This window comes from Pseudomonas sp. SR18 (assembly GCF_023701505.1).
GTDB classification, from domain to species: domain Bacteria; phylum Pseudomonadota; class Gammaproteobacteria; order Pseudomonadales; family Pseudomonadaceae; genus Aquipseudomonas; species Aquipseudomonas cyclaminis.
In genome coordinates this window covers 64,002-82,872 of the sequence record NZ_JAMQAU010000018.1, presented here as the reverse complement: position 1 = coordinate 82,872, position 18,871 = coordinate 64,002, and the positions used below count along the sequence as shown (strand labels likewise).

At 60.0% G+C, this 18,871-nt stretch carries 15 protein-coding genes; 5 read left to right on the top strand and 10 right to left on the bottom strand.

Translation table 11 applies throughout. The features are described from left to right. Positions 1 to 21 precede the first annotated feature (21 nt). The gene (gene rluB, locus NDJ82_RS23050; RefSeq protein WP_099585462.1) at positions 22 to 1,233 is read left to right on the top strand and encodes a 23S rRNA pseudouridine(2605) synthase RluB; all 1,212 of its coding nucleotides are present in this window, start codon (positions 22 to 24) and stop codon (positions 1,231 to 1,233) included. A gap of 124 nt (positions 1,234 to 1,357) precedes the next feature. On the opposite strand, the gene NDJ82_RS23045 is transcribed toward rluB, so the two are convergent. Both NDJ82_RS23045 and NDJ82_RS23040 read right to left on the bottom strand, forming a co-directional pair. Then, the gene (locus NDJ82_RS23045; protein ID WP_099585461.1) at positions 1,358 to 2,317 is read right to left on the bottom strand and encodes a M29 family metallopeptidase; all 960 of its coding nucleotides are present in this window, start codon (positions 2,315 to 2,317) and stop codon (positions 1,358 to 1,360) included. 70 nt (positions 2,318 to 2,387) lie between these two features. Beyond that, positions 2,388 to 2,525: a hypothetical protein gene (locus tag NDJ82_RS23040; RefSeq protein WP_034100099.1), complete on the bottom strand. Its 138-nt coding sequence runs from the start codon at positions 2,523 to 2,525 to the stop codon at positions 2,388 to 2,390. 637 nt (positions 2,526 to 3,162) lie between these two features. Between NDJ82_RS23040 and NDJ82_RS23035 the strand changes: the two genes are divergently transcribed. Further along, positions 3,163 to 4,584: an amino acid permease gene (locus NDJ82_RS23035; protein WP_250926364.1), complete on the top strand. Its 1,422-nt coding sequence runs from the start codon at positions 3,163 to 3,165 to the stop codon at positions 4,582 to 4,584. Positions 4,585 to 4,668: 84 nt separating this feature from the next. On the opposite strand, the gene NDJ82_RS23030 is transcribed toward NDJ82_RS23035, so the two are convergent. Further along, positions 4,669 to 5,043, bottom strand: coding sequence for a c-type cytochrome (locus NDJ82_RS23030; RefSeq protein ID WP_099585459.1), 375 nt, complete (start codon positions 5,041 to 5,043; stop codon positions 4,669 to 4,671). A gap of 63 nt (positions 5,044 to 5,106) precedes the next feature. Between NDJ82_RS23030 and arfB the strand changes: the two genes are divergently transcribed. Further along, entirely contained in the window at positions 5,107 to 5,520 is a 414-nt protein-coding gene (arfB, locus tag NDJ82_RS23025; RefSeq protein ID WP_088426440.1) for an alternative ribosome rescue aminoacyl-tRNA hydrolase ArfB, read from the top strand. On the opposite strand, the gene NDJ82_RS23020 is transcribed toward arfB, so the two are convergent. The 3 genes from NDJ82_RS23020 to NDJ82_RS23010 form a co-directional block, all read right to left on the bottom strand. Then, a complete protein-coding gene (locus NDJ82_RS23020) occupies positions 5,521 to 6,717 on the bottom strand; it encodes an MFS transporter (protein WP_099585458.1) in 1,197 nt (398 codons plus the stop codon). 105 nt (positions 6,718 to 6,822) lie between these two features. Beyond that, a complete protein-coding gene (locus NDJ82_RS23015) occupies positions 6,823 to 6,996 on the bottom strand; it encodes a hypothetical protein (RefSeq protein ID WP_250926363.1) in 174 nt (57 codons plus the stop codon). Positions 6,997 to 7,361: 365 nt separating this feature from the next. Beyond that, complete coding sequence (locus tag NDJ82_RS23010) at positions 7,362 to 7,673, bottom strand: Mpo1-like protein (RefSeq protein ID WP_112196578.1); 312 nt, start codon at positions 7,671 to 7,673, stop codon at positions 7,362 to 7,364. A 161-nt stretch (positions 7,674 to 7,834) separates the two neighbouring features. Between NDJ82_RS23010 and NDJ82_RS23005 the strand changes: the two genes are divergently transcribed. After that, the gene (locus NDJ82_RS23005) at positions 7,835 to 8,893 is read left to right on the top strand and encodes an AraC family transcriptional regulator (RefSeq protein WP_250926362.1); all 1,059 of its coding nucleotides are present in this window, start codon (positions 7,835 to 7,837) and stop codon (positions 8,891 to 8,893) included. Here NDJ82_RS23005 and NDJ82_RS23000 read toward each other — a convergent pair. Further along, positions 8,850 to 10,304: a TrkH family potassium uptake protein gene (locus NDJ82_RS23000; protein ID WP_099585456.1), complete on the bottom strand. Its 1,455-nt coding sequence runs from the start codon at positions 10,302 to 10,304 to the stop codon at positions 8,850 to 8,852. The two genes, NDJ82_RS23005 and NDJ82_RS23000, sit on opposite strands and share 44 nt — an antisense overlap. Before the next feature lie 183 nt (positions 10,305 to 10,487). Here NDJ82_RS23000 and NDJ82_RS22995 point away from each other — a divergent pair, with 183 nt between their 5' ends. After that, positions 10,488 to 14,594 carry a dermonecrotic toxin domain-containing protein gene (locus NDJ82_RS22995; RefSeq protein WP_250926361.1) on the top strand — a complete coding sequence of 1,369 codons (4,107 nt, stop codon included), beginning with the start codon at positions 10,488 to 10,490 and terminating at the stop codon, positions 14,592 to 14,594. A 63-nt stretch (positions 14,595 to 14,657) separates the two neighbouring features. Here NDJ82_RS22995 and NDJ82_RS22990 read toward each other — a convergent pair whose 3' ends face one another. From NDJ82_RS22990 to NDJ82_RS22980, 3 genes are all read right to left on the bottom strand, one after another. After that, complete coding sequence (locus NDJ82_RS22990) at positions 14,658 to 16,001, bottom strand: imelysin family protein (protein ID WP_099585454.1); 1,344 nt, start codon at positions 15,999 to 16,001, stop codon at positions 14,658 to 14,660. A gap of 127 nt (positions 16,002 to 16,128) precedes the next feature. Next, a complete protein-coding gene (locus tag NDJ82_RS22985) occupies positions 16,129 to 18,180 on the bottom strand; it encodes a putative bifunctional diguanylate cyclase/phosphodiesterase (protein WP_099585453.1) in 2,052 nt (683 codons plus the stop codon). Positions 18,181 to 18,625: 445 nt separating this feature from the next. After that, positions 18,626 to 18,847: a hypothetical protein gene (locus tag NDJ82_RS22980; protein ID WP_158877804.1), complete on the bottom strand. Its 222-nt coding sequence runs from the start codon at positions 18,845 to 18,847 to the stop codon at positions 18,626 to 18,628. Positions 18,848 to 18,871 lie beyond the last annotated feature (24 nt).

The following is an 18,871-nucleotide window of genomic DNA, read 5'->3' as shown; positions in this document are numbered from 1 at the left end:
ACCCACCGGGAGGTGCTTAAGATGAACGACAAAGACCAGAACGACAGCCAGGAAATCGGCCCAGCAGGTGAAAAACTGCAAAAGGTGCTGGCGCGTATCGGCGTGGGCTCGCGCCGCGACGTCGAAGCCTGGATCACCCAGAAGCGCATCAAGGTCAACGGCGTCGAGGCCACGCTTGGCCAGCGCGTCGACCTGCACGATGCAATCACCATTGATGGCAAGGTCATCAAGCGTGAAGAGGCCGCCGAATCGGTGCGCCGCGTGATCATGTACAACAAGCCCGATGGCGAGATCTGCACCCGTGACGACCCTGAAGGCCGTCCGACCGTGTTTGACAAGATGCCCAAGCCTAAAGAAGGCCGCTGGATCAACATCGGTCGCCTCGACATCAACACCACCGGCTTGCTGATGTTCACCACCGACGGTGAACTGGCCAACCGCCTGATGCACCCGTCTTACGAGATGGACCGTGAATACGCGGTACGTGTACGTGGCGAAGTCGATGACGAGATGATCGAGCGCTTGAAAGCCGGCGTCGTGCTGGAAGACGGCCCGGCCAAGTTCACCGATATCAAGCAGGCTCCAGGTGGCGAAGGTTTCAACCACTGGTACCACTGCGTGGTGATGGAAGGCCGTAACCGTGAAGTACGTCGCCTGTGGGAGTCCCAGGGCCTGGTGGTCAGCCGCCTGAAGCGCGTGCGTTTCGGTCCGGTGTTCCTGAACTCCGACCTGCCGATGGGCCGCTGGCGCGAAATGAGCCAGTACGAAGTCGACATCCTCAGCGCCGAAGTGGGCCTGACGCCGGTCGCCATGCCGCAGATGAACGCCAAGAGCAAAGACAAGCTTGAGCGTATGCAGCGTAAATCGTCGCGTCCTGTGGCCCGTACCGAGCGTGTGGCGCGTACCGTACGCCCGGCGCTGGATGCCCCGGCGACCGGCGGGCGTATCTCCCGTCAGCCGCACATCGAAGGTGAGCGCCGCCCAACGGCCCCATCGCGTCAGGAAGGCGAGCGCGCACCGCGTACCCCGCGTCCTGCGCCGGCCGGTGGTCGCAGCAACCGTGGCGAGGCAGATCGCCCAGCCGACAACGCCAGCACCAAGCGCCCAGCCAAGCCGGCGGCGAACAAGCGCCCCGGCCCGAAACTGGTGGCCGACGAGCCATCGGGCAAGCGCCGTGGCGCTCCGGCGGGTTCGGGTCAGCGTCCGGGTTTTGGGCGCAAGAAGCCGCAGTGATGCGCTAAGCGCTGCGCAAAAACGCCAACCCTCGGGTTGGCGTTTTTTTTAGATCTGGATTTGAAATGCATTCAATTGCGGGCCAGCCCGGCTCCACAGGGGGGCTCGTCATCCTGATGTCCTTCTAAAACGCGAAAGTGCCATCAAACACCGGCTTGTCGTCGAGTGCCAATACCCCGCTGGCAAAGATCAGATCCAGGTGATGGCTGCCTTTCTGCCCGCCGCCCAGGCCCAGGTGCAAGCCGCAATGGCGCTCCTCAAACCCGGCATTGCGTGCATACAGGTCCTTCACGCCTTCATTGGTACCAATCCCCAGTTCTTCCACACGCCGGTTCGACGGGTTGGCGTTCAGGTACTTATTGAAATCATCCACCAGCCCCGGCACATCGCTGGCGACGCTGCAGACGGTCGAGTTCTCGATCCACAACTCCAGCGGCGATTGCAGCACGCCGTATTTGCGCGCAAACGGGATGGTGCTGAGAAAAGTGCCGACAAACCGAACCTGGCCGTTGATGGCTTCGCTGTGGGTGGCGATCTCGCCGGGGGCCAGGTCGTGGTTACCGACGCCGTTGATATTGGTCCACTTCTTGATGCTGCTCAGTGGCGCCTCAAGGCGCGAGCCATGTTTGTCGGTAAAGCTGAGCACATTGGCCTGGCCCATGCGCCGGATCAGCGTGGCGTTGAGATCGGCAATACGCTGCGGCTCCACGCTGAAGGTGTCGTAGAAGTAATCGCCGTAATCCTTGAACAGCAGGGACTTCTTCCAGTGCTCAGCCATTACACCCTGCAAGGCGCGGATAAAGTCCGGGCCTTCGGCGCGTGGGTTTGGCAGGGTCGAGGAATCGTAGAGAAACAGGTACAGGTCACAGGTTTCGATGGAGTGGGCCAAGGTATCGCTGGCGGTCAGGTCCAGGCGCTGTACCTGGAAGTTGAAGCGGGCGTCGCTGCTGTGGGTGATGGCCTGGGCAATGGCGTCGTAACGCTCGGTATGGCCCAGCAGCACGGTGGGGCAGTTCAGGCCGCTGAGAGCCGGGTGGTGGGCGAGGTAGTAGAGAAAGTGTTCGACGGCGCGGGCCTTGTCCATGACGTGTGTCCTTGTGTGCCTTGGGAAAGGGGGCAGGCGCCGTGCACAGCACCTGCCGGATGCCTGCCGGTTAGAACGGCCACATCGCGGTGCCGAACGGCACCACGGCATCGGCTTGCATCATTTCAACGGCGGCCTCGTGGGTCGGTGCTTCAAACCAGTCGTCGAGTTGCAGTTCGGTTTCCAGGTCGTTTTCCAGTACTTGCATGGTGTATCTCCTAGAGGACGGTGTTTGAGTACGGCCTGCCAACGGGCTTCGCTGGCAAGTGGAATGAACCTAGGAGAGGCTGTTACTTAATGCAAAATATTTATTGACACGGTTTCATTTGGATTTTTTCTTCTGTTTTTTTAGCACGCATTTTTTCTGAGGAAAAACAGTGAGCTGGCAGCCTCTTGTTGACGGAAACTTCTGATCGCCAATTTTCCCAAAGATGACAGCTGTAACGCAGATTTTCCGCGATGTAACGATTAGTTTACGACTAAACGGTGGCGTTATTGGGCGACTCGAAGCTGTAAGGAATCCCTGACAGATCGTCGCATGCACCGTTCGGGGGCGGGCGTAAGCTGTCGAGCGGTGTACAATGCGCCGCGTTTTACTGTGACCCCCTTTGCGTAACCCGCAAAAGGCCAAGACCTTGGGGTTTGCCGACCCCGATCACTCCGCCCGGCCACGAGCCTGGCGGGTTCGATTTCGTCACAGATAAAAACAAACAGGTGACGCATGACCATTAGAAAGACGCTGTACTCCTGGTGCCTGCGCTGGGGTTTGAGCGGCGCTGCTTGAGTCGAGATTCCAGGCAGCAACCTGCATTCAATATCCTCAAACCTTGCGTGAGACCCTTTTCATGAGTGGACCCCATTCCCCTTCAGGCGAGCTGAAACGCGGCCTGAAAAATCGGCATATCCAGTTGATCGCCCTCGGTGGCGCCATCGGCACCGGCTTGTTCCTCGGCTCGGCCGGGGTGCTCAAGTCCGCCGGGCCGTCGATGATCCTGGGTTATGCAATCTGCGGCTTCATCGCCTTCATGATCATGCGCCAGCTCGGCGAAATGATCGTCGAAGAGCCGGTCGCCGGTTCCTTCAGCCACTTTGCCCACAAGTACTGGGGCGGTTTCGCCGGCTTCCTGTCGGGTTGGAACTGCTGGATTCTGTACATCCTGGTGGGCATGTCCGAGCTGACCGCCGTGGGCAAGTACGTGCACTACTGGTGGCCGGAGATCCCGACCTGGGTCTCGGCGGCGGCGTTCTTCGTATTGATCAACCTGATCAACCTGGCCAACGTCAAAGTCTTCGGTGAAGCTGAATTCTGGTTCGCCATCATCAAGGTCGTGGCCATCGTCGGCATGATCGCACTGGGCAGCTACCTGCTGGTCAGCGGCAGCGGCGGCCCGCAGGCCTCGGTGAGTAACCTGTGGGAACACGGCGGCTTCTTCCCCCATGGCGTGGGCGGTTTGGTGATGGCCATGGCGATCATCATGTTTTCCTTCGGTGGCCTGGAAATGCTCGGCTTCACCGCCGCCGAAGCCGACCAGCCACGCACCGTGATCCCCAAGGCCATCAACCAGGTGATCTATCGCATCCTGATCTTCTACATCGGCGCCCTGGTGGTGCTGTTGTCGCTGACGCCGTGGGACAGCCTGCTGGCGACCCTCAATGCGTCCGGCGATGCCTATAGCGGCAGCCCGTTCGTGCAGGTGTTTTCGATGCTGGGCAGCAACACCGCTGCACACATCCTCAACTTTGTGGTCCTGACCGCAGCGTTGTCGGTCTACAACAGCGGCACCTACTGCAACAGCCGCATGCTGCTGGGCATGGCCGAGCAGGGCGACGCGCCCAAGGCCCTGGCCAAGATTGATAAACGCGGCGTGCCGGTGCGCTCCATCCTCGCCTCGGCGGCAGTGACACTGGTGGCGGTGCTGATGAACTACTTCATCCCGCAACACGCGCTGGAACTGCTGATGTCCCTGGTGGTGGCCACGCTGGTGATCAACTGGGCGATGATCAGCTTCTCCCACTTCAAGTTCCGCCAGCACATGAACCGCACCGGTCAGGTGCCGCTGTTCAAGGCGCTGTGGTACCCGTACGGCAACTTCGTTTGCCTCGCGTTTGTGGTGTTTATCCTGGTGATCATGCTGATGATTCCGGGGATCCAGGTGTCGGTGTACGCGATCCCGGTGTGGGTGGCGTTTATGGCGGTGTGTTACTGGCTCAAGAACAAGCGCAGTGCTGAAGCCGCGTTGAACACAGTGAGTGCTGCGTTGAAGTAAACAGATGCACGTCCACAGAAAACCCCGCGTCCTGTATTCCTCTTTCGGGAACTCAGGACGCGGGGTTTTTGAGTTTTCAAGTCGTCAATTTTTTGAAATCACGCCGCTCATGTATTCATTCAAATCGCGAAAGTCCTTGACGGTCCAGGCATGCGGCGCGACCTGCACACCGTTTTCGCGCAGCGTTTTCGGGATCAAATCTCCATTCGGGCGAAGTATGACCGAAGACACAATAACGCCCGGATAAGCCGCCAGCCGTTTTTTGAAGGCGGGCGTTGTAAGGTCGGGTGTAGGCGGGTTGCTTTTCTTGGCCAACGGCCCCGTGGCCTTGAGGTCTGGCCCGTGGCACATGGCGCATCGCTGTGAATAGAGGTTTTTGCCATTGGCATTATCTGCAAAGGACAGTGATGTTTGAATGAGTGATAAGGTGCCGAGCAAAGTGATCAGTAGTGTTTTCATGTTCATGCGTCCTTGTTGATGTTGTCCGAATTGGGCGTGTCCGTTGCCTAAGGTTTTTGATTGATGCTGGTAATTTCCAATAACGTCCACCTGCCCGACGCCGAGATCGAGTTGACCGCCATTCGCGCCCAGGGGGCGGGTGGGCAGAACGTCAACAAGGTGTCGAGCGCGGTGCACCTGCGTTTTGATATTCCGGCGTCGTCGTTGCCGGACTTCTACAAGGAGCGCTTGCTGGCGCTGCGCGACAGCCGCATCACCAGCGAAGGGGTGCTGATCCTCAAGGCCCAGCAATACCGCACCCAGGAACAGAACCGCGCCGACGCGCTGGAGCGCCTGGTGGAGTTGATCCTCAGCGCCACCAAGGTGGAGAAGAAGCGCCGTCCGACCAAGCCGACCCTGGGCTCGAAAAAACGCCGTCTCGAATCCAAGACCAAGCGCGGCAGCATCAAGGCCGGGCGCGGCAAGGTCGACTTTTAGTCAGTCGCCACGTGCCTCGCGGGCCTTGGGTGCCTGTCGGTACAGGTACACGCTCAGCAGCAAGCCGCCGAGGGCGGCGAGAGCGGCGAACAGGAAGATCGAGGCAAAGCCGAAGCCAGCCGCCACAGCCCCGGCCAATGGGCCGGTGATGCCCAGCGACAAGTCAATAAACAACGAGTAGGCCCCCACGGCGGAGCCTCGGCTGGAGGCCGGCACCAGGTTGACGGCCTCCACGCCAAGCGCCGGGAACACCAGGGAAAAGCCAAAGCCGCTCAATGCGGCGCCAGCCAGGGCCAGGTTGGCGTCCGGCGCCAGCCACAGCAACAGCAAGCCGAGAATCTCTACTGACAGGCAGGCAATCGCCACGCGAAAGCCGCCGATGCGGTTGATCAAATTGCCGAACAACAACCGTGCACCGATGAAGCTGGCGCCGAACAGGCTCAGGGCCCACACCGCGTTATCCCAGTGCTGCGTGGTGTAATACAACGTGATAAAGGTGGCGATGGTGCCAAAGCCGATAGAACCCAAGGCCAACGCGCAGCCGTGGGGCAGTACGCGGCCCAGCACGTTCATGAACGGCAGGCGCACGCCGGCCACAATCGGCGCGGCGACCTTGTTCCAGGCCAGCAGCAGGCCGACGATGGCCAGCAGGATAATGCTGACGCCCATGCTCCACAGGCCGAAACTCTTCACCAGGACCACGCCCAGCGGCGCGCCAACGGCCAGCGCGCCATAGCTGGCAATGCCGTTCCAGGAGATGACCTTTGCCGTATTCGCCGCGCCTACCCGGCCGATGCCCCAGCCGATGGCGCCCGAGCCCACCAGGCTTTCCGCGCTGCCCAGTACCAATCGACCGACAAGCAAGCTGCCCAGGCTGACGGCCGGCAGGTTTGAAAACCACGCTGCGAGCAGCATGAACACGCCACTCAGGCCGCAGCCCGCCAGGCCGATCAGCACGGCGCGCTTGCTGCCCAGGTTATCGATGATTTTGCCGGCGTAAGGACGGCTCAGCAGGGTGGCCAGGTATTGCACGCTGATCACCAGCCCTGCGATCACCGCGCCATAGCCCAGCTCACTGTGGACATAGCCCGGCAACACGGCCAGGGGAATGCCAATATTCAGGTAGCCGATAAAGGTGAACAACACGATGGAAACAACTTGCAGCGTGACCGCCATGGGGCGCTGGGTATCTGGCATGGGGAGAGGTCCACTGTCGCAGCAGGTAAAGATAGGCTGCTAATGATACCGGGGCTTTGGCGTGCGCAGGGCGGTAAAACGCAAAAACGTCAGATCAAAAAGACGTCAGGTTTTGGCAGGCGCCAGTAATTGGGTGGTGACCAGGGCCGCCAAGGCGTTTTCCTGGGTGCCGAAGCGCTTGAGCAGCACGGCTTGTTTGTCCGCGCTGAGACGGTTCCACACGTCGACCATTTGCAAGGCAGCATCGAGTACGGCGGTGTCGGGGAGGGCGTCGGTCATGATGGGGAATCTCGGGTGATTCAGGCAGTGTGGAAAGCGCTCAAAGCTGCGCTTTCCACACGGTCTGGTACGGCGTCAGTCCTGGCTTTTGCTGTCGACTGGTTTTGCTTCTTTGGCCTCAGGCTGCTTGGCGCTGGCCTGCTGCGGTGTTGGCTGCTCAGTTTCGTGCAGGCTTGGGAAGGGGAGATTAGGTATCTCGTGCATCGTCGTCGCTCCTCGCAAGGTCTGTTTTTTCAATCGCAGGTGATTCCGCGCTCTCAAAAAGCCTTGGCAGGATACAGCACTGTAAATGACAAAAAGACTTTTATATCGACGGATGCACGAACCTTCATGGTTTTTACGCAAGTGACAAGAGGTCACACCGTTCAGAACGGCACTTTGCCCAGGATCATGTCGCGGTACATCACAAAATCCCCTATCAAGCTGTAGAACGGGTGCTGAAAGGTGGCCGGGCGGTTCTTTTCGAAGAAGAAGTGGCCAATCCAGGCAAAGCTGTAGCCCGCGATAGGCAAGGCGATCAACAGGCCCAAGGAGCCCCGGCCGATGGCATACGCCAGGATCCCGATCACCAGCGTGGTGCCGATAAAGTGCAGGCGCCGGCAGGTGCTGTTGGCGTGCTCGGCCAGGTAATAAGGGTAAAACTCGGCGAAGCTGTTGAATCGCTTGACGTTTTCCACGGTGATCGGCCCTTTGGTTGTTATGCCGCCCAACAGGTGTTCGGCGGGGAGCTTATTTGAGTCTAGAGTGATCAGTGGTAACAGCCAGTGACATTAGATGCCACTTTAGTATCCTTGGCTTCCTGGCTGCCGTTTTGAGCCTGCTTTATTAAGAAGACGCCATGAGCGAACGAACAACTTCTGCAAGCTGGGCAATGGGGATAGTCAAGGCACTGGAAATGGATGGCCTGGATTGCCGCGCTCTGTTCAAACAGCTGGGCCTGGACTACGCCGCCCTCAACGACCCCGACGCGCGGTTCCCGCAGGATTCCATGACCCGCCTGTGGCAGCGCGCAGTGGAGCTGTCGGGCAACCCGGCGATTGGCCTGAACATGGGCAAGGTGGTGCGCCCGGCGTCGTTTCATGTGACCGGTTATGCGTTGATGTCCAGTAACACACTGGCTGAAGGTTTTATGCGGCTGGTGCGTTACCAGCGGATCATCGCCGAAAGCGCCGACTTGAGTTTCCGACTTTTACCTGAAGGCTATGCGCTGATTCTGACGGTGCATGGCGACCATCTGCCGCCCACCAGGCAAAGCGCCGAAGCCTCCCTGGCCTGTGCGTTGGCGCTGTGCGGCTGGCTGACCGGGCGCACCCTGCAACCGCGCAAAGTCCTTTTGCAAGGTGAACAGCCGGCTGACCTGGGGCCCTATAAGCAAGCGTTTCATGCCCCGTTGGAGTTCAACGCGGCCTATGACGCGTTGATTTTCGAGCGCGCCGACATGGACGCGCCGCTGCCCACGGCCAACGAGGCCATGGCGCTTTTGCACGACCGGTTTGCCGGTGAATACCTGGCGCGCTTTTCCGAGAGCCGCGTGACCCACAAGGCGCGCCAGGTGCTGTGTCGCCTGCTGCCCCAGGGCGAACCCAAGCGTGAAGTGGTGGCCCAGACGTTGCACCTGTCCCAACGCACCTTGCAGCGGCGTTTGCAGGAGGAGGGCACGAGTTTCCAGACCTTGCTCGACGACACCCGCCGCGAACTGGCCGAGCAATACCTGGCGCTGCCAAGCATGACGCTGCTGGAGATTGCCTACCTGCTGGGCTTTGCCGATCCCAGCAACTTCTTCCGTGCGTTCCGCCGCTGGTTCGATGCCACGCCCGGCGAATACCGGGCGCGGTTGCAAGACACGGCGCCCGTCAGTGACGCCAGAACGCCGGGATGCACAGAACAAAGACTGTGATGATTTCCAGACGGCCCAGCAGCATGCCCAGGGACAGGATCCACTTGGCCGCATCCGGCAGGCTGGCGAAGTTGCCCGCCGGGCCAATGGTTTCGCCAAGGCCGGGGCCGACGCCGGAGACGGTACTGGCGGCGCCGGTGAGTGCGGTCATCCAGTCCAGGCCCAGCAGCGACAGGGCCAAAGCGATCGCGCAGATGGTGATGGCGAAGAAAAACGAGAAGGTCAGGATCGACCGTACGATTTCTTCGTCGAGACGGTGGCCGTTGTACTTCTGCTTGATCACGGCACGCGGGTGAATCAGCTGGTTCAAGTTGGCCTTGAGCAGGATGTAGGCAACCTGGAAGCGGAAAATCTTGATCCCGCCCGCGGTGGAGCCCGAGCAACCACCGATAAAGCCCAGATAGAAGAACAGCATCAGTGAGAAGTTGCCCCAGAGGCTGTAGTCCCCCAGTGCAAAGCCCGTGGTGGTCACGACTGACGTGACGTTCAGCGCCACGTGGCGCAAGGCATCCAGCCAATGCAAGTTGGTGGTCCACCAGTACCAAGTGCCGAGCACCAGCCAGGTCACCACCAGCAAACCGAGCAAACCCTGTACCTGTTGGTCGCGGATCAAGGCCTTGCGATTACCGCGCAAGGTGGCCACGTACAGGGTAAACGGCAGGCTGCCGAGGATCATCACCACCACCGCCACCCAGTGCACCGCCGGTTGTTTCCAGTGCGCCAGGGATTCGTCGGAGGTGGAGAAACCACCGGTGGAAATCGCCGACATCGCGTGGTTGATCGCATCGAACAGGCCCATGCCGGCCCACCAGAACGCCAGGCTGCCCAGAATGGTGATGCCCACATACGCCGCCACGATCAGCCGCGCCACCATGTGCGAGCGGGGCATGACCTTTTCCGAGCGGTCCGAGGACTCGGTCTGGAACAGGCGCATCCCACCAATGCGCAGCAGCGGCAGGATCGCCACCGCCATGCCGATAAAGCCGATACCGCCCAGCCAGTGCAGCAGTGAACGCCACATCAGGATGCCCGGCGACATGCTGTCCAGGCCGCTCAGTACCGTGGAACCGGTGGCGGTGATGCCGGACATGCTTTCGAAAAACGAATCGGTGTAACTGATGTGCTGAGTCAGCAAAAACGGCAGCGCAGCGAACACGCACACCACCACCCAACTGGTGACCGTGAGCAGGTACATGTCGCGTGGGCGCAGGTGCACATGTTCGGGACGGCCTGGGATAACCAGCGCCAGCCCCGCGATAAAGGTGATCAGGCTGGCCCACAGGAACGAGGGCAGGTCGCTGGTGCGTTCGAAGATCACCAGGGTGGCCATGGGCACAACCATGGCGATCGCGAGTGTGATCAGGAAGATGCCGATGATGAAACCGATGATGCGCAGGGTCGGCAACGCCATGAAGTGAACTCGAAATAGGGCAGAGGCGCCATTCTACCTGGGGTGCGGGGCATGTAAACCCGGGGCTGGCGGTGCGCCGCGAGTCTCATCGTTCCGGTTGCGCAAGACAACTATGTAATTCATCCGCGGCCCTTGATCCAAGCAGCATGGAGGCTTCCCAGTCAATGGCTCCAAGGTGGTCCCATGTCCTCTAATCACGTGCCGCTGCATCCCTCGATCAGGCGGCGATTGTCGTCGATCGATACGCCGCTCCAGGTTTCCCAACTGAACGACCTGGTGGCGCTGAATGTCACGATCCGACGTTTTTTCCAGCAACAGCCAACGTTCCAGGGATTTGTCCAGGACGCGCTGGAACAGGCGTTCCCTGCGTTGGGTTCCCACAGTGATCCTCAGGCGATCTTCATCCGCGAGGGCAACACCAACCCGTTGTTCGACCGTGACCACACCCACAACCTGCCTGCCCATGTGTTGGATGCCGTGGTCCGGCGAATTGTCCATCAGCAGCCGTCGGACTATGCCAAAGGCAAGACTGTCTTTGAGCGCCGGACCGGAACGGGGGATGCCACCACGCCGGTGACCGAGTTGACCCCCGCCACTTTCGATCGTTTTCTGGACGCCTTGGCGGGCGAGCTGCCGGTGCGTTATGAGCGTTATCTGCAGCATTATTGGTCGAGCCCGATTGGCCTGACCGACACCCGAACGCGCAAGGCCTGGCTGATCGCCCAGAGGTCCGAGCAGCTGCGGCTTGAGGCCGAGTTGCTCAAGAGCGATGGCACCTTGAGCGACGGTGCCTACGTGCTGCTGACTAAAATCCTGCGCTATCCCGATAACGCGTCCCGGCAGCAGCACCTCAAGGGCTACCGGCCCTCTGTGTTCAGTGTGGCGCTCAAGGGTGAGGGCGCCGCGCCGAATTTGCTGCTGCACGGTGCGTTGGTGCTGACTGCCAGGGCGCCCGGCGGTCAATCCGCCAGCTCGGCACCAGATCGTGAGTTGGCGAGTGATGCTTCGGTCGGCACGGTTGTGTTGTTCACCCCGGAAAGAGGGCTTGAAGGGTTTGAAACGCTGGCGCAGCTCGATCAGGAGCTGCATCGCCGATTGAGCGCCGAGACGACCTTCGAAGAGCTGTTGATGATGATTGCCCAAAAGCACCACATCCGTGGGATGGGCACGCACAAGCAGGCGAACGCACAGAACCAGTGGCTGTACCGGGAAATCACCGACTCGGCCTGTGCGGCAAGCGTTGAGGCGCAATGTGAGCGACTGCGTGAGGACTTCGTCACCCAGATCGAGCATTTTCGCGGTCGTGAGTTGTTTGACGGGATCAGTGACCTGCCCGATAGCCTGAACCGCGTCACTGATTTGGGCGATACCTTCGGCCTGCAATCCATTGAGCTGGCCCGAGAGCCCAAGCGCATCGCCGGGCGACTCAAGGCGTTCCTGAAGTCGGCATCACCGGCCGAGCAAACCGCATGGACGAGCGCTTTCACACAGTATCAACACGAGCTTGCGCGCGTGCTTGAATGGGACGGCTTGCCCTCCCTGCAGCAGTTCGGTGACAAGGCGACGTTGCTGGCCTACGCCAATGAGCAACTGCGCAACGCCTTGAAAGCCGAGCATGGGCTTGAGGTGGACCCCGATCACATCAAGGTCCAGACCAGAACGCCACGCCTACCTTCGGCGGTGTATGGCGCCGGCGCCAGGCCGGTGATACCGGATGAAGGACCGCGCCACCTCACGCACACCCGCAGCTTGACCCACGTGGCCCTGGAAAACGTCGGCGGGTTGGATTTCAACTTCGTCAATTTCTCCACGATCACCGATAACCAAGGCAAACCCTACGAGGGCCTGAGCGCTTCCCAGGTCAAGGACCTGGTCCGAGGCCTGAACATCGGTGAAAAATATGATGCCTTTCTCAAGGACCGCTTGCTGACATCGCCCGCAGCCCTTGCCCAGCGAGACAGTTACGCGACGCTCATGCAATACCAGGTACGTCTGGATGCCGTTGAGGCAAAGATCGCCGGGGATTTCCTGCCCAATCGACACGACCGGGGATTCAACTGGGTCAATTGCGCTCTGGACCACCCTGAAGATACCAGTGAGCGTGCCCTGGTCGAGGGCCATCGCATTTTGGTGCGCAGCCTCAAACTGCGCGGTGCCCGGGTGCGTGGTGTGTGGGTGTTCAGTACAGCGTCGGAGTCTGTCGGTTCGCTGGTGGTGTATATGCCCCAGGCGCCTTTGGGGCGTGTGTTTTACGAGTTCAGCGATCGCGCTGCCTTTTATCGCGAGGTGATCAATCACAGCGCCTGGCACGACTACCTGGTGAGTCGCGTCAGTCGAGATGAACAGTCGAGCGTGCGTAACCTGTTGAAGACGCCGGTGCCCGGCACGCTGGTGCATCTGGCCAGGATCGCGGACAACATTTTTCTGGAGGCTTACGAGATCGAAGCCTCGGCGGCCATCAATTCAGCCGCCGCCCAATCGACCACGACCCAGGAAACCAATATCGACACGGTGTCTGGTGTGACTGAAGTGGCGCTGGATGTGGTCATGGCGATCCTGCCGATCAAGGTGACCATGGTGATTGGTTTGGCCAGGAGCCTGTATTCACTGGTCAAGGCCATCGAAGCGGCGAAACAGGGGGACCGGGAGGTGGCGGCCCATGGCTTTGTCAGAGCTTTCGCCGAATTGGTTGGCACGGTGTTTGATGGCTGGATGGGCCATGCACCGTCCCGCAAACCCTCCCAGCCCTGGGGGTTGAACAGCAAAATGGCGCAACGCACAGTGCCTTCGCGGTTAACGCCATTGAAGGGCTGGGAGCGCCAGAACGTGTTCACCCAGGCGCCCGTAAACGGTGGTTTGGCGAGGCACTTTCTGAAGGACGCCGGGCATTGGTACCTCGTCAAGTACGACGCCGATGTGCACGTCTGGCGCGTAATCGATGCACGCACGCCGTTCGCTTTTCATCATGCGCCGATCCGCCGACATGCCTTGGGGCATTGGGAAATCGCTGCACCGGCCATTGGCTTGAAAGGTGGTTTCCCCGTTGAGCGGACCTTGATGAATGCCTTTCCCTATTTGTCTCGAACCCGTGCGCGGCAAGTGCTCGATTCGTTCAGCTTCCCTCAGGGGCGGGTCCTGGAACTGGAGTTGGAGTTTGCGAGGGAAATAAGTACCTGGCGTGAGATCCCCAGCCGTTTTCAGGCCTACCTGAACCGCCCCGTGGATGATGTGTGGGACTTGTTGAACGGCTACCAACCGCTTGGCGCGTCGACCGTCACGGTCAGCGAACCTGCCGTCGTGGTGCCAGGCCCCGGTTTCCCCATAGTGCCAAGTGTGTTGCCGGGCAAGTACGTATGGTCTGGCTGGAGGCTGGAGCTGGATGCTTCGCAGTTGACGCCCAATGCATCTCGTCCTCACACGTTCAAGGTACCTCAAGCGTCAGGCGTTGCAGCCGCAGATGTCATCCAGGTGGAGCAGCAGTTCTATCCAATCCTGCCCAAGGGGGACAGTTTTCCCGACAATTGGGTTCATATCTATGATCCGCGCTTGCCGCCGAGTGTCACCGCTGACATTGACGTGATGGTGAGCCGCAACATCTTTCAACAGCCTCGCTTGGCGTGTTTCGATGTGTCTAGCAATCAATGGCTGATCGATAGCAGTCGGCACTTTAAGCGAACTCCAGCTGGCTATGCGATGGAGGCCTTTCCGGTCTTGACCACACGCGCCGCTAAAAAATTGGTCGGTGCGCTGTCCGATTACTGCAATCCTGGCGGCGTTGTCAGCTCAAGCGGGCTGACGGCGTTCCTGGCTCAGTTGAACAGATGGCGTGCAAAAGGCATGGGGCTGGGGCTTGATCCATTGATGCTGCTTCAGCCTTTATCGATTATCGACAACCAAGCCCTTTCAGGGTTTGTAACGCTGAATTTCAACTTGCCCAAGACGTACGGGAATAATCTGCTGGACCCATGGGGTGCAGTCCAAGCCAAAGCATTGCTGAAGGGCCATTTGGGCGCGATGGGCTACCAGTTCATTGCCGACGGAGGGCCGAGCCCGGAGTTGTTATTTCGATGGCCGCAAGGTGACACGGTGTACTGCATGATTCCGAGGGGCGGCGTGTCCTCGGCGCGTCACTTCGTCCCAGGTGCGCCATCGCAGTTGAGCCTGAATGTTCTGGATGAGGTGAGCAAAACGCTCATCAGGCAAAGTCAGGACAGCGGGAAGTTTGTAGTGCTGCAGGGCGGGCTGATCAATCGTTATAACAGCGCTATTGCTTCCATCATCAGGGGCTGACGCAAAGGCGGGAGACTTGTGACCAGGCACCGCAAGCATTGCGCTTGCGGTGCGCTGCTTTGATCAGAACTCGTGATCAGCGTTATCCGGATTGAGGTCGCTGATGCCCAGCTTGCCCGCTGCGGCTTCGATCGAACCGGTCTGCTTGACCAGCGAGGCGATCGCGTCGCGCACGATCTGGTTGCCTGCGTCATTGCCGGCCGCGATCAACTGGTCGTAGTGCTCACCCTTGTTGGCGTGATCAACGATGACCTGCATCTTGGCTTCGGTCGCAGCCAGGTCTGCCTTCAGCGCGGTGTCGGCAGCCGGATCGGCCTTGGCCACCAGGGATGCCAGGCTCGCGCCGGTCATCTTGGTGCCGTCGACGCGGGTGTACTCGCCCAGGTAGACGTTGCGGATGCCCTTGGCGTCATAGAACTGCGAGTTGTGGGTGTTATCGCTGAAGCAATCGTGTTCGTCTTCCGGCGAGTTGGCTTCCAGGGAAACCTTCATGCGTTCACCGGCCAGTTCGCCGAGGGACAGGCTACCCATGCCGAACAGCATTTTGCGCAGGCCGTCGGTGGCAGGTTCTGCCTCCAGGGTGGCGCGGTAGTTGTCTTCGACGTTGGGTTTCCAGTTGCCGACCATTTCCTGCAGGTCGCTGACCAGCAGTTGGGTCACGGCGCTCAGGTAGGCACGGCGGCGCTCGTTGTGGCCGCCCGTGGCGCCATCACCGGTCAGGTAGTCCGACGCAGGCCGGTTGCCGGCGCCAGGGCCGGTGCCGTTCAGGTCCTGGCCCCAGAGCAGGAATTCGATGGCGTGGTAGCCGGTGGCGACGTTGGCTTCGGAACCGCCCAGCTCATTGAGGCTGGCGAGTTTTTCCGGAGTGATGTCCTTCACGTCGATCTTGTCTTCGCCGACCTGGATCTCGGTGTTGGCGATGATGTTGGCTGTGGCGCCTGGGTTACCCAGGGCGTGCTCGTAGGATTTGTCTACGTAGTCGATCAGGCCTTCGTCCAGAGGCCAGGCGTTAACCTGACCTTCCCAATCGTCGATGATGGTGTTGCCGAAGCGGAACACTTCGCTCTGCAGGTAAGGCACGCGAGCGGCAACCCAGGCGGCACGGGCGGCTTTCAGGGTTTCGTCGTTCGGCTTGGCGAGGAACGCGTCGATAGCGGTCTGCAGGGTTTTCGCCGTGGACTCGGAATCGCTGTACACCGCGAAGACCATGTCGGCGTAATGCGCGACCACGGCCTTGGCAGCCGCTTCGTCGACCTTGCCGGCAGGAGTGGCAGCCGCTGGAGCGGTAGTGCTGGCAGCCGGGGTCGGCGCCTGGGGCGCTGCGGCCTTGTCTTTACCTTCGCCGCAACCGGCGAGAGAAATGGCAATGGCCAGCAGACTGGCGGTGGCCAGGGGCATACGAATCATGGCGAACATCCTGCTTCGGTTGTTGATAGGGCGCGCGCGAGAGCGCAAAAACTGCGACATAATGCGAAAGATTTGCATTTTGTGTAAAGGGTTAAACGCGGGAAATATTCAGTATCGTTTTGCCGCGTCAGAGAATGGCTGCGTTATTGCGCTCGGCCTGCTTCAAAAAAACCGCCAGCTCCCGGGCCTGCAGGGGTTTGCTGTAGTAGTAGCCCTGACCTTCATGGCAGCCCTCGGAGATGATGTAAGCCTCCTGCTCGGCGGTTTCCACGCCTTCGGCGATGACCTGCATGCCCAGGCTTTTGCCCAGTTGGATAATCGCCCGTACGATCGTCGCATCGTCGTCATCGTCCAGCAGGTCCTGGACGAAGCTCTTGTCGATCTTGATCTTGTCCAGCGGCAGGCTCTTGAGATAGCTCAGCGATGAATAGCCGGTGCCGAAGTCATCGATGGCGATCAATGCCCCGGAACGGCGCAGGCTCAGCAGGTGCTGGGCGGCCGTGCTGATGTCTTCCATCAGGCCGGTTTCGGTGACTTCCAGCTCCAGGCTGCGCGGCGGTAGCCGGTAGATTTGCATCAGGTTATTGACCACCCGTGGCAACTCGGCGTGGTGCAACTGCACGGTAGACAGGTTGACCGCCATGCGCAGGTCGGTGAAGCCCTGGTCATGCCATTCGCGCAATTGCCGGCAGGCCTGGTCCAGCACCCATTCGCCAATCGGGATGATGGTGCCGTTCTGCTCGGCCAGCGGAATAAACAGGTCCGGCGGCACCAGGCCGTGTTCCGGATGTTGCCAGCGGATCAGCGCCTCTACACCCACTACATGTTGGTCGCGATAGCTGATTTGCGGCTGGTATACCAAGTGGAACTGCTCACGGCCCAAGGCGTCGCGCAGGTCTTTTTCCAGCTCGCGGCGACGGCGCATTTCGCTGTCGACGCTGGCGATATAGAACTGATAGCGGTTGCGCGAACGGCTCTTGGCCAGGGTCATGGTCTGTTCGGCTTTTTGCAGCAACTTCTCGGTGCTGTCGCCGTCTTCCGGGAACAGGGTGATGCCGATGGTGGCGCGCAGGCGAATTTCCTCATGATCGAGGGCAAACTCCGCCTCCAGGTCGTCGAGGATACTTTGCGCCAGCTCCGCCGCTTCGTAGGGCTGGTCAATATCGGCCTGTACCAGGGCGAATTGGTCGCCGCCCAGGCGGGCGAGGGTGCCGAGGCGGCCGCTGTGGGCACGCAACCGGTCTGCCAGGGCCAGCAACAATTTGTCGCCAGCCTGGTAGGTGAACTGCTCGTTGACGCTTTTGAAGTCATCCAGCCCCACGCACAACACCGCCACGCGGCGCTGGCGGCGGCCGGCGTCGATGAGGATCCTGTCCAGTTGCTCCTGCAGTTTCTGGCGATTCGGCAGCCCGGTCAGGAAGTCGTATTGAGCCATGCGCAACAGGCTGCTTTCTGCTTCATGGCGCAGGTGGGTGTTGCGCTCGATGGATTCGAGCAACTGGTTGGCGGTGTTGATCCACAACCCCAACTCGTTGTGCTCGTGGCCCTTGAGTTGCGGGATCTTGTGCTCGCTGGGGCGGTCCGGGTTGATCGACGTCAGGTGCTCGATAATCCGCGAGAGCGGCTTGGTCAGCAGCCAGTGGTAAACCAGATACAACACCAGGCCCATGGCCAAGGCACGTAACACCCCGGAAATAAAGATGATCACCGAGCTGACAATAAAACCTTTGCCATAGGTGGCCGTGTCCAGAGTGATGCTCAGGTCGCCGTAATACTCGCTGTAGGGGCCCTTACCGACCAATGCGGTGGTGAAGGTGCGTTCCCGTCCCAGGATCAGATCGGTCAACCAGCGGCTGGAGGATTGCTGCAAGGCACGGCTTTTTTCCGCGAGCATGGTTTCGTTGGGATGACCGATGGAGGCCATGCGCACGGCGTCGTCCTGAAACAGCCCTTCGATCACCTGCATACCCATCTCGCGGTCCAGGCTGTAGACGGCCTGGGTCGAGGGGTCGCGAAACATGTCGAGGATGCGCTGGGCATCGCCCGCTACGGCCTGGCGCGTCTTGTACGCATCGAAAACGATCTGCGCCACGCTCAGCGCCACGCCCACGATCAACGCCGACAGCAGCACAACCCGTAGCAACTTCACCGACAAGCTGTTCTTGAGTTCCAGCTTCAAAGGGGCATTCCTTGTCTCATGCGGGTGGCCTTCACTATGCCATGAGTATTGGCAATCTGGTGATGGCAGTCAAAGGGACATTGGGCCATCCGTAAAAAGTTACGAAAAACGGAACCGAAGACTCGGAACTGGCCACCCAAGTCATGAAAGGAATACCCCTTTCACACATTTCGGAGTATTGACGGATGATCGCAGCAGGAGCAGGAATGGCAGCAGCATCGGCGCTGGCCCCTATGGTTCTTCCACTGGTGGGCCAGGCGGCAAGCATGGCAGCGGACCTCGCAAAAACCGTGTTGAGTGGCTCAGTGGGTTCTGCCGGCGGGAGTTCGAGCCAGCCGCCGCAAATCACATTCTAATGGCGCAGGCCTGGTGCCCGCGCCGAAAAGCCCTGAGTGAGGGGGCAAGCAAGACTGCTTGCCCCCTTGAGCTACCAGCGTCTTCTTGTTTATTGCGAGAACGTGACCGTTATCTTTTCAGCCTTTGGCGCGGAAAAATCTACGGGTTTGTCTGAAGCCTCAGTGTCCTCGCCTCCAATTTTCTTTGCCATCGCATCCGCAAAGGGTTGAAGCAGTGGCGCAATCGCCTTGACCACATCTCCCACGACGGGAATGGCTGCTTTCAACAGGTCTCCAACCACCGGAATTGCTGCCGTTGCACCATTAATCATTGTTATTTCTCCGACAGGTAGTAG

Excerpts from the sequence above, each read along its gene's own strand:
- NDJ82_RS23035 (WP_250926364.1), top strand. The coding sequence starts at position 3,163 with ATGAGTGGACCCCATTCCCCTTCAGGCGAGCTGAAACGCGGCCTGAAA.
- rluB (WP_099585462.1), top strand. The coding sequence starts at position 22 with ATGAACGACAAAGACCAGAACGACAGCCAGGAAATCGGCCCAGCAGGT.
- NDJ82_RS23030 (WP_099585459.1), bottom strand. The coding sequence starts at position 5,043 with ATGAAAACACTACTGATCACTTTGCTCGGCACCTTATCACTCATTCAA.
- NDJ82_RS22990 (WP_099585454.1), bottom strand. The coding sequence starts at position 16,001 with ATGATTCGTATGCCCCTGGCCACCGCCAGTCTGCTGGCCATTGCCATT.
- NDJ82_RS22980 (WP_158877804.1), bottom strand. The coding sequence starts at position 18,847 with ATGATTAATGGTGCAACGGCAGCAATTCCGGTGGTTGGAGACCTGTTG.
- NDJ82_RS23045 (WP_099585461.1), bottom strand. The coding sequence starts at position 2,317 with ATGGACAAGGCCCGCGCCGTCGAACACTTTCTCTACTACCTCGCCCAC.
- NDJ82_RS22995 (WP_250926361.1), top strand. The coding sequence starts at position 10,488 with ATGTCCTCTAATCACGTGCCGCTGCATCCCTCGATCAGGCGGCGATTG.
- NDJ82_RS23020 (WP_099585458.1), bottom strand. The coding sequence starts at position 6,717 with ATGCCAGATACCCAGCGCCCCATGGCGGTCACGCTGCAAGTTGTTTCC.
- NDJ82_RS23040 (WP_034100099.1), bottom strand. The coding sequence starts at position 2,525 with ATGCAAGTACTGGAAAACGACCTGGAAACCGAACTGCAACTCGACGAC.
- arfB (WP_088426440.1), top strand. The coding sequence starts at position 5,107 with ATGCTGGTAATTTCCAATAACGTCCACCTGCCCGACGCCGAGATCGAG.
- NDJ82_RS23015 (WP_250926363.1), bottom strand. The coding sequence starts at position 6,996 with ATGACCGACGCCCTCCCCGACACCGCCGTACTCGATGCTGCCTTGCAA.
- NDJ82_RS23000 (WP_099585456.1), bottom strand. The coding sequence starts at position 10,304 with ATGGCGTTGCCGACCCTGCGCATCATCGGTTTCATCATCGGCATCTTC.
- NDJ82_RS23005 (WP_250926362.1), top strand. The coding sequence starts at position 7,835 with ATGAGCGAACGAACAACTTCTGCAAGCTGGGCAATGGGGATAGTCAAG.